This is a genomic window from Chroococcidiopsis sp. (assembly GCF_051657925.1).
Taxonomy (GTDB): domain Bacteria; phylum Cyanobacteriota; class Cyanobacteriia; order Cyanobacteriales; family Chroococcidiopsidaceae; genus Chroococcidiopsis.
In genome coordinates this window covers 1-9,420 of record NZ_JBOFLP010000309.1, presented here as the reverse complement: position 1 = coordinate 9,420, position 9,420 = coordinate 1, and the positions used below count along the sequence as shown (strand labels likewise).

Below are 9,420 nucleotides of genomic sequence, written 5' to 3'. Positions count from 1 at the left end.
TAATCTTGCAACCACAGTGACTGCAAGTGGGAGCAAGAGCTTTAATAGCACATTCAAAGCTATCGAATATATGTGGCTTGCCAGCTAGAATGACTTCAAAAGCCTTGTCGTAATCATTACCGCACACTTCACACTGAGGCATTGTTCTGACTCCCGTGCATGACTTGCTATCAAAAATTTTGATTTCCTGCTATCAAAAATTTTGATTTCCCTGCTAAACTCTATTTTACTCTTTTTGCTGAGAATGTACTACTTAACAGTTGCGCTTCCTTAGCACGTAGTAGAATATGTAAATAATAACAGGGATTGTGTTGTTGGTTGCTGCGAATAAACCTTTCTCAATCTACAAGAATAGAGCTTTATTCTGTATAAAAATATATACCTATCTTTAAGCTGGAATTTCCCTTGCCGCAAAACTTTAATTTTATGTAGACAATGTAGTCAATCTAGATATTTCCACACATTTCGCTGAAGTGTAGAAAGCCGAGATCCTTTGCTACGACTGAATTAAAATAGTGAATGTGCGATTGAATTTACCCTAAAAATGGTAGCGATCGCCCCTCACGAGTTCCTCACATTATTTTTCTACGCTAAAGATAGCTAAGTTAACTATTCTGGCTTTTCGTGTCGCAAACTCCTGAAAAAGGAGGGAAAGATTTTTATGAAAACTGGCATGTTACTAGACCCAACCAAAGAAATTCCCAGTCGCTTATCAGAACAAATTAAAAATAATTTTCCCGATCGAGAATTGAGCGATTTCAATATCCGCTATTACCAGTGTGTAGAAGACGTAGGTTACGAATACTTCACCGAAACAGTCTTACCGATTTGTGGCAATCATGCCGCAGTTCAATATCTCGAACCATTCATCTCTTTCATGCGTTTGGGAGAGTCACTCATTCTATCTAAAGAAGGAATGGCGATCTACGCCAGCGAGGAAAACGACACTTGTACGGAATGCGGACCTTTTTGGTTCGTGACAGCTAAGCCTGTATGAGAAAGCGCCTCATGCGGATTCATCACCTCTGGGGTATTGCCTCGGAGGTGTAAACCTGCCAAGCACGAGCATAAGCAGCAACTGCACGTTCTAGGTTTTCGGTTCGGTCTCCCCGAACTCTGTGGCTGTATCGGCTCCGCGTTTGGCACTAGTTTCTAACACGAAAAGTATCTGCTGATACCACTCATCGGCATCGGGAAATTTTAGTTTGAGTAGTTGAGCGGTGGTCAGAATCGGCTGGAGGATATTGTTCAAGTCATGGGCAATACCGCTAGCCAACGTGCCAAGGTTCTCTAGGCGCTGAGCGCGCAAGCACTGAGCTTCGAGTTGTTTTTTCTCGGTGATGTCTGTGTTAACGGCGAGAATGGATTTGGGTCGTCCCGCTTCATCTCGCACCAAAGTCCAGCGACTTTGAACAATGAGTTGCTTGCCCTCTTTAGTAACGTGCTGAAGTTCTCCCTGCCACTCTCCCTGCTCGATCGCTGTGTTGAGGGCAACTTCGACTTAAGGCACAACTTCCTCACTAAATAGCTGGGTTGCCTTTGCGCCGAGTGCTTCCATAGCTGACCAACCGTAAAGGCTTTCGGCACCTTGGTTCCAGAAGAGAATGTGGTGTTCTAGATCCCGAACAAAAATTGCGTCCGATGCAAGATTTAGTAATGCTGCTTGTTCTTGGATTTTCTGTTCTGAGTGTTTGCGATCGCTAATGTCCTCCACTGCACCCAAAATCCTCACAACTCGTTTTTCCGCGTCATCCCATTCGGGTTGGATGCGATCGCGAATCCAGCGAACTTCCCCGTGCTTGGTAACAATTCGATACTCTAACGTTCCCGAATGCCGTTGCTGGAGTAGGTCGGCAAAAAACTGACGCACGGTGGGCAAATCGTCGGGATAGATGATGTCAAACCAAGTCTGCGTCCCATCAAAGAATTCTGCATGGGTATAGCCTGTAATCCGGCTCATGTTGGGGGTTGCCCATTCCTCAACCGCTGTTCCTTCTGGGGTAATGAGGTTGGTATAAATGTAGTCCGATGTCAGTTCGGCGATCGTGCGATAGCGGGCTTCGCTGGCTTGTAAGGAAGCTTCGGCAAGTTGGCGAGCCCTTCGGGAAGCTTCGCTAACGCGGATTTCCTGTTGCAACTTGGCATTTGCGTGACTGAGATCGGCAGTGCGTTCTGTGACTAGTTGTTCTAAATTATCGTGAGCCGCCTGCAAACTTTGTTGCATTTGTTGGCGATCGGTGATGTCGTGCAGCAGCCAGCGCCAGCCTACTAGCTGTCCCTGGGAATCTTGCATACTCGTCACGGCGATCGTCACGGGGAAAGGATTACCTTTGCGTGGCTGGAGGTTAACTTCCCAGTCCTGTACCTCTTGCAACTGTGCCAATCGAGTCCGAAATGTCTGACGCTCTGACGCGGCAATGTAGTTAGCTAAGGGATTGCCGACTAAATAGTTCATGTTGACACCCAGTAAGGTAGCTGCGACACGATTTGCCGCTTGGATCTTTCCCCAGATATCAGTCACTAGGTAGCCATCTGGCGCTTGCTCAAACAAGTCCTGGTAACGCTGGCGCTCTAACTCTACCGCTTCACGGGCATCTGCTAGTTCTTCATGTGAAGAGCGGACTTCCTCTTCGGCTACCTGCAATTCTTCCAGAGCTACCTGCAATTCCTCGTTGGCTCGTTCTAGTTTGGCGGTTTGCTCTTGCACTCGTCTTTCTAACTCATTGCGGGCTTGCGGCAATGCTGCTTGACTCTCTTCTAGTTGTTGCTTCAAGCGTGTCCGTTCTAGTACTTGATGAATCGCCAGCCGCAGGCTCTCAGGTGTGGTGTTGCTTTTAACCAAGTAGTCGGTAGCATCGCTTTTCATTCCTGGCACGGCGATCTCTTCATTTCCTCGATCTGTTAACATTATGACTGGCAGATCGTCCTTGCCTGTCAAAGCCTTTAACTCGCTTAAAACTTCTAGCCCATCTCGATCTGGCAGTATAATCGTCTAAGACGATCGCGTCGGGAAATTGCTCGGAACACAATTCCAGAGCCTGTTTTCCAGTATCTGCTGCTAAAATCCTATAAGCGTGCTGTCGCTCCCGCAGCAGATAGCGGCAGTAGGTTTCCCGTTCTTCTTTGCAGTCATCGACCAGCAGAATTGTGCGTAATACTTCGGTCATGCACCCTCTGCCGAAATGTATTCGGCAACAAAACGTACTTAAATTGACACCTGATGAAAACTTGAATGGCTTGTCCGATCTATTTAACAGAGATTATGCTTGTCGCAGCAGTTTTGCCATCTACTTGTATATAAACTATACCTTCAAGAGGATGCGCGTTGAGGATAATTTAAGCAAACAATCGACGCATCAAGGTATTGAGTTGCAAGATAGATATGTTAATAACTTACATGCAAAAGAGTGGAGTTATTCCCTAGTCAACGATAATTGCCTAAGTAATATTGAAGAACAAAGGAGGTAAAAAAGTAAAGCTGTTGTGAAAGCTGTTACACAAATCGATCGCATTTTAAAACTAGGTTGCAAGATGCTTGGGAATCGGCGCTCTAGGAAAGCAAAGCCCTATGCGGATACGGTAGCACCAGCGGGAGTTGTTTTCCACGTACATGAAGTAACAAAAATTTATCGCATGGGTGAGGTGGAAGTTCATGCCTTGCAAGAAGTTGACCTCGACCTTTATGAAAGAGAATTTGTCGTGCTGCTGGGACCTTCCGGCAGTGGTAAATCAACTTTACTCAACATTCTGGGCGGATTGGACATGCCTTCTAGCGGTCACGTATTTTTTCGCGATCGCGACCTCACCCATGCCAGCGATGCCGAACTCACCCGCTTTCGGCGCGATTGCGTTGGCTTTGTCTTCCAGTTTTACAACCTGATTCCCAGCCTCACGGCACGGGAGAACGTCGCCCTCGTCACCGAGATCGCCCGCAGACCCATGCCTCCAAAGCAAGCACTAGAGTTGGTTGGTTTAGGCGATCGTCTCGACCATTTCCCCGCGCAACTATCGGGAGGGGAACAACAGCGGGTAGCGATCGCCCGTGCTATTGTTAAACGTCCTGAAGTGCTGTTGTGCGACGAGCCAACCGGAGCGTTAGATTTTCAAACGGGAAAATTAGTATTGGAAGCCCTAGCACAGGTCAACCGCGAACTCGGCACGACAACAGCAGTCATTACTCACAACGCGGGCATTGCCGCGATGGCAGATCGAGTAGTGACGATGCGCAGCGGCAAAATTAGCCGCGTTCAATGCAATGAAACTAAAGTGTCGCCCGCAGAATTAGAATGGTAGGCGAACCCCTCACAATTTCCTTATTCTAATTTTCTATATAGAGGCATAGCTCGATCCTTAGCGATCGTGAGGGATAAAATGCATGAAAGCCCTTGATAAGAAACTTCTACGCGACCTCTGGCGCTGGCGAGGGCAAATTCTGGCGATCGCCCTAGTTATTGCCTGCGGGATTGCTAGTTTTGTCTCGATGCTGAGTGCATATAATTCCCTGCAACTAACCCAAGCAAGCTACTACGAGCAATATCGTTTTGCTCAAGTCTTCGCCCAATTAAAGCGATCGCCCCTATCTCTCAAAGCGCAGATTGAGACAATTCCAGGGGTGGCGCAGGTACAGACGCGGGTGGTGGCAGATGTCAACCTAGATATTTCAGGACGGGCAGAACCAGCGATCGGACGGTTAATTTCCATCCCAGAACGCCAGCCACCCCTACTCAACAGCCTCTACATTCGTCGCGGGCGCTACATCCAGCCAAACCGAGATAATGAGGTATTAATCGCTGAAAGCTTTGCCAAAGCCCATCAACTGGATTTAGGCGATACTATAGGTGCGGTAATTAACGGACGCTGGCAAAAGTTATTAATTGTCGGCATCGCCCTCTCGCCAGAGTATGTCTATGCCATCCAAGGATCGGGCGATATTTTTCCCGATAACCAACGCTTCGGTATTCTCTGGATGGGGCGGGAGGCACTAGGAACTGCTTTCAATATGGATGGGGCATTCAATGACGTGACCCTAACGTTGATGCGAGGGGCAATTGAGGCAGATGTCATCTTTCATCTCGATCGCCTGCTGGAAAGGTATGGTGGATTTGGGGCATACGGGCGCAAAGACCAACTTTCTCACCGCTTCCTCTCGGAAGAATTGAAACAGTTACAGGCAACAGCCACATTCGTGCCGTCCATCTTTTTGGGGATTGCGGCATTTCTGCTGCAAGTCCTGCTGTCTCGTCTGATAACGACCCAGCGCGACCAGATCGCCGTTTTGAAAGCCTTCGGTTACAACGACCTAAAAATCGGTCTGCATTACTTGCAGTTTGTACTGGCGATCGTGTTAGTTGGTGCAGCGATCGGTACGGCTATAGGAGTCTGGTTTGGAACTGCGATTACCCACAACTATGCCAGATTTTTCTCCTTTCCCATCCTCCGCTACCAAGCAGGAACGAGTGTAGTGGCTGGAGCAATTCTGGTCAGCGGGGGTGCGGCGATTGTGGGTGCTTTAACAGCAGTGCAAAAGGCAATCTCCCTGCCACCTGCCGAAGCCATGCGTCCCGAACCACCCGCCAGCTTTCGCCCAACCTTTATCGAACGGTTGGGATTTGGGCGTTTCTTCTCTCCGGCGATTCGGATCGTGCTGCGTAACATCGAGCGCAAACCAATACAAGCTTTCCTATCTACCCTAGGAATTGCTCTTGCCGTTGGGATGCTAGTTGTCAGCGGCTACTTTACCGATGCCCTGCAATACATGATTGACGTGCAGTTTCGCCAAATCCAGCGCGAGGATGTCGCGATCGCCTTCAACGAGCCGCGTCCCTCCCGCGTGCGATATGAAGTCGCTCATCTACCAGGTGTCTTAAAAGCCGAAGTCTTCCGCACAGTACCCGCACGGTTGCGATACGAACACCGCACCTATCGAGTGGGAATTTTGGGACTCGAACCAGAGACAGAACTGCGTCGCCTATTAGATCGCCACCTACAACCGATTTATTTGCCCCTTGATGGGGTGGTGCTATCGACAACGCTAGCAGAGATCTTGAGTGCCAAACAGGGCGATGTCCTAACGCTGGAGATTCTAGAAGCAGATAGACCGATCCGTACCGTTCTTGTGGTGGGGTTAGTGGACGAATTGATCGGCGTTTCCGCCTATATGGATATCCATGCCCTGAATCGATTGATGCGAGAAGGGGGAACTGTCTCTGGGGCATATTTGGCTGCCGATGCGCTGCAAATCGATCGCCTCTACGCGACGCTCAAACGCATACCAGCGGTGACGGGAGTTTCTGTACGAAAAATGGCGATCGCGCGGTTTGAAGCCACCATTGCTGGGAGTTTGGGAATTTTTACCGCCGTCATGACGATTTTTGCCTGCATTATTGCCTTTGGAGTCGTTTACAACGCCGCTCGGATTGCCCTTTCAGAACGCAGTCGGGAATTAGCTACCCTGCGCGTCATCGGTTTTACCCAGGCAGAAGTTGCCGTCGTCCTGTTGGGCGAACAAGCGGTGCTGACTCTTGTTGCCATTCCTTTAGGGTTAGCAATAGGATTTGGAATTTCTGCCTTACTCTCCCTTGCCTTCACCTCCGAACTCTATCGTTTTCCCCTGGCAATTACCAATGCGACATATGCATTTGCAACGATCGCCATCCTCATCGCCGCAGCGATCTCAGGGGCGATCGTCAGTCGCCAGTTGAGCGATTTAGATTTGGTTGCAGTGTTGAAAACAAGAGAGTAATATCAGTAGATTTGGATCTGATTCCAGTTGTCGCTAGTTGGTTACTGTCCTATCCATTGGTAGATAATTTTTCCAGGCGATTGAGCAACTTTTTCTCAATCTCTGCTAGCTTTGTCTCCACATGGGATATGAGTTTTTCTTCCATCTCTGCTAGTTTTGTTTCCAAATGAGAGATGAGCTGTTCTTCCATCGGAATTTGAGAGGGAGTTGGCTTAACAACAAGCGGTATTCTTCGTGCAATAGCCTGCATAAGTCTTGATAAACTAGGCATCAAAGAAGGGTGAGGCTCGTAAGGAGGATTAAAAAATCGCAACAAATAGTTTCAGCTTCACTCGGTTCTATTTTAATTATACTCCGCTTTTCCAAGCTCAAATCTAGACGTTCCTTGGCAGTCCAATTAATTTCACGTCCTCCATCTCCCCATAGCGGAGCAACGTGCTTATATTCTCCATATCTTTCAATTAAGCTCTGCACTTCTGGGGTGATAGGTAATACCTGCTGAACCCAAATACTGCCACTTCTAATCTTTAGTAAAACTTCACTACTGTTAACAATTAAAATTGTTGCGAAGAGTAAATATTTGGTCGAATCGAGTTTTTTTATTACTACTTGATGCTCGATTTTAGGACGTGGAAATGCTTGTCTTCTTTTCAAAAAAAGCGTGTAAGTCCAAAAGCCACTGACACCCAAGGCAACAGTTGTCGCGATCGCTTGGATTCCCTGAGCTAGCTCTTTAAAGTCTGTAATGTCCATTTACACTTACAGCTACAGAAAAACTCTATTTTTAAGGGACATTTTACAGCAAACAAAAGGCATGGGAAAAAGAGTAACTGTTAGTAACACATAGCTATTAACTGCACAAATTAAGTTCAACAGCCACCTAAAATAGAAACAGGTTCTAAACAGCTTCTAGATCGGTGCAAAGGTTGTTCGGGTCGAACACTGCAAAATTCGGGCAGGTAGAAAACCGCGATCGCCTAGTAGCTGGTTTGGAAGAACATTGGGGGCAGTCGTGAAACTATTACCCTTGCCGAAGAAAGCGACCGAACCAAAACCACCCCAAGAGAAGACACGAGGGCAAAAGCACCTGCCCCGCATCTCGCCAAAACAGCTCGTCTATGGGGCGATCGCGCTGGCTACCCTAATTTTAGTTGTACGGGCATTCCGTCCCGCACCGATCCGCGTCGATACTGCACGGGTGACTCGCGGCGATCTCCAAGACACGGTCAATGCAGAAGGCAAAACCCGCGTCCACGATCGCTTTGTCGTGTCGGCAAGTATTGATGGTCGTTTGGCTCGGATCGAATTGGATGAAGGGGATGCCGTGCAGCCAGGAACCGTAGTTGCTCGGATCGATCCCTTACCATTAAATGCCTCGGTGCAACAAGCCTTGGCTCAGTTAGCAGAGTGGCAAGCACAACGAGCTGGGGTAGCCACGCAACGTCCCAAACAGGCAACCCTAGAACAGGCACGAAAGCGCATCCTCGCAGCTCAGGCATTACAGCGTCAGGCAGTTGCTAAGGTAGCTCAAGCTGAGGCAGCATTGAATCAAGCACGCCGCGATCGCCAACGCGCCCAACAACTGCAATCCACCGGAGTTATCTCCCGCCAAGAACGGGAAACGGCAGAACTGAATGCCACCACAAGGGTGAAGGAGTTTGAGGCAGCAAGCCTAGCGGCGAAAGTTGCCACTGCCGACCTTGAAGTAGCGCGGGCAGCCTTGTCTGTCTTGCAGGCAGAACAAACCGATCCTGACTATTTACTACGAGTCTACGATGCGCGGATTGCAAATGTAGAGGCGGAACTCTCGAAGTTGAGGGATGAAGCAACCCGTACTGTAATTCGATCGCCCGTGCGCGGTCGAGTTTTGCGGGTGCTGCAAAAAAGCGCCCAGTTTGTCACCTCTGGTACTCCCCTGCTGGAGGTGGGAGACATTTCCCATCTGGAACTGGTTATCGACGTGCTGTCATCGGATGCCGAGAAAATCGAGCCAGGGGATGCGATCGCGATCGACCAAGGAAGTGAGGCTCAACCGTTACGGGCTAAAGTGCGGCTGGTGGAACCCTCAGCTTTTACCAAAGTGTCTGCTTTAGGGGTGGAGGAGCAACGAGTAAATGTTATTGGTGACTTTGTAAACTCAGCTCATGGCTTCGGCGATGCCTACCGCGTCGATGTCAAGATCGTTATCTGGGAAGGGAAGGATATCTTGAAAGTGCCGCTGAGTGCTTTATTTCGCTGCGATAAATCTTGGTGCGCTTTTGTTGTTAAGGATGGCAAAGCCGAGCGCCGTTTGCTTGTAGTTGGTCAGCGCAGCGACTTTGAGGTAGAAATTCGCCGAGGGCTTCAGCAGGGTGATGCAGCGATTCTGCATCCTTCGGAGCAAATTGAATCAGGTAGCCGCGTTATCTCGAACTCCTAATTGTCAATGCTCTCACACATTTAGCTTGCATTATCAGTGCAGTCAAAACACTTGCCACTATCAACTTTAAACATTTTGACTTTTAACTTTTAACTTTTGACTTGCTTACTATGAACTCCTTAGAGGGTGTTATGCACTTTGTAGTGCCAAGTCTGTAAATCGTTTTAGCATCAAGGCAGCAAAAGCAACAAGATGAAAACCGACTAAAGTTTCTGCTAGACGCTCATAATCCTTTGCTAATCGACGAAATCGCCCAGCC

6 protein-coding genes and 2 pseudogenes are annotated in these 9,420 nt (G+C 48.4%); 4 read left to right on the top strand and 4 right to left on the bottom strand.

Annotation, left to right across the window (positions count from 1 at the left end; all coding sequences use genetic code 11):
• Nucleotides 1-661 precede the first annotated feature (661 nt).
• Nucleotides 662-997, top strand: a complete 336-nt coding sequence (locus tag ACRC32_RS25030; protein ID WP_438556511.1) for a hypothetical protein — start codon at nucleotides 662-664, stop codon at nucleotides 995-997.
• Nucleotides 998-1,126: 129 nt separating this feature from the next.
• Here ACRC32_RS25030 and ACRC32_RS25025 read toward each other — a convergent pair.
• A pseudogene (locus ACRC32_RS25025) lies at nucleotides 1,127-3,167 on the bottom strand (PAS domain S-box protein); the annotation flags it as partial.
• A gap of 364 nt (nucleotides 3,168-3,531) precedes the next feature.
• Here ACRC32_RS25025 and ACRC32_RS25020 point away from each other — a divergent pair.
• A complete protein-coding gene (locus ACRC32_RS25020; protein WP_438556512.1) occupies nucleotides 3,532-4,293 on the top strand; it encodes an ABC transporter ATP-binding protein in 762 nt (253 codons plus the stop codon).
• Between the two features lie 82 nt (nucleotides 4,294-4,375).
• A complete protein-coding gene (locus ACRC32_RS25015) occupies nucleotides 4,376-6,742 on the top strand; it encodes an ABC transporter permease (protein WP_438556510.1) in 2,367 nt (788 codons plus the stop codon).
• A gap of 49 nt (nucleotides 6,743-6,791) precedes the next feature.
• Here ACRC32_RS25015 and ACRC32_RS25010 read toward each other — a convergent pair whose 3' ends face one another.
• On the bottom strand, nucleotides 6,792-6,992 hold the full coding sequence (locus ACRC32_RS25010) for a hypothetical protein (RefSeq protein ID WP_438556509.1): 201 nt from the start codon (nucleotides 6,990-6,992) through the stop codon (nucleotides 6,792-6,794).
• A 20-nt stretch (nucleotides 6,993-7,012) separates the two neighbouring features.
• Nucleotides 7,013-7,495 (bottom strand): hypothetical protein, encoded by a 483-nt coding sequence (locus ACRC32_RS25005; protein WP_438556508.1) that lies wholly within the window; start codon nucleotides 7,493-7,495, stop codon nucleotides 7,013-7,015.
• Nucleotides 7,496-7,754: 259 nt separating this feature from the next.
• Here ACRC32_RS25005 and ACRC32_RS25000 point away from each other — a divergent pair, with 259 nt between their 5' ends.
• The gene (locus ACRC32_RS25000; RefSeq protein WP_438556507.1) at nucleotides 7,755-9,161 is read left to right on the top strand and encodes an efflux RND transporter periplasmic adaptor subunit; all 1,407 of its coding nucleotides are present in this window, start codon (nucleotides 7,755-7,757) and stop codon (nucleotides 9,159-9,161) included.
• Between the two features lie 129 nt (nucleotides 9,162-9,290).
• Here the strand turns inward: ACRC32_RS25000 and ACRC32_RS24995 are convergent.
• Nucleotides 9,291-9,420 (bottom strand): annotated as a pseudogene (locus ACRC32_RS24995) (IS5/IS1182 family transposase); the annotation flags it as partial.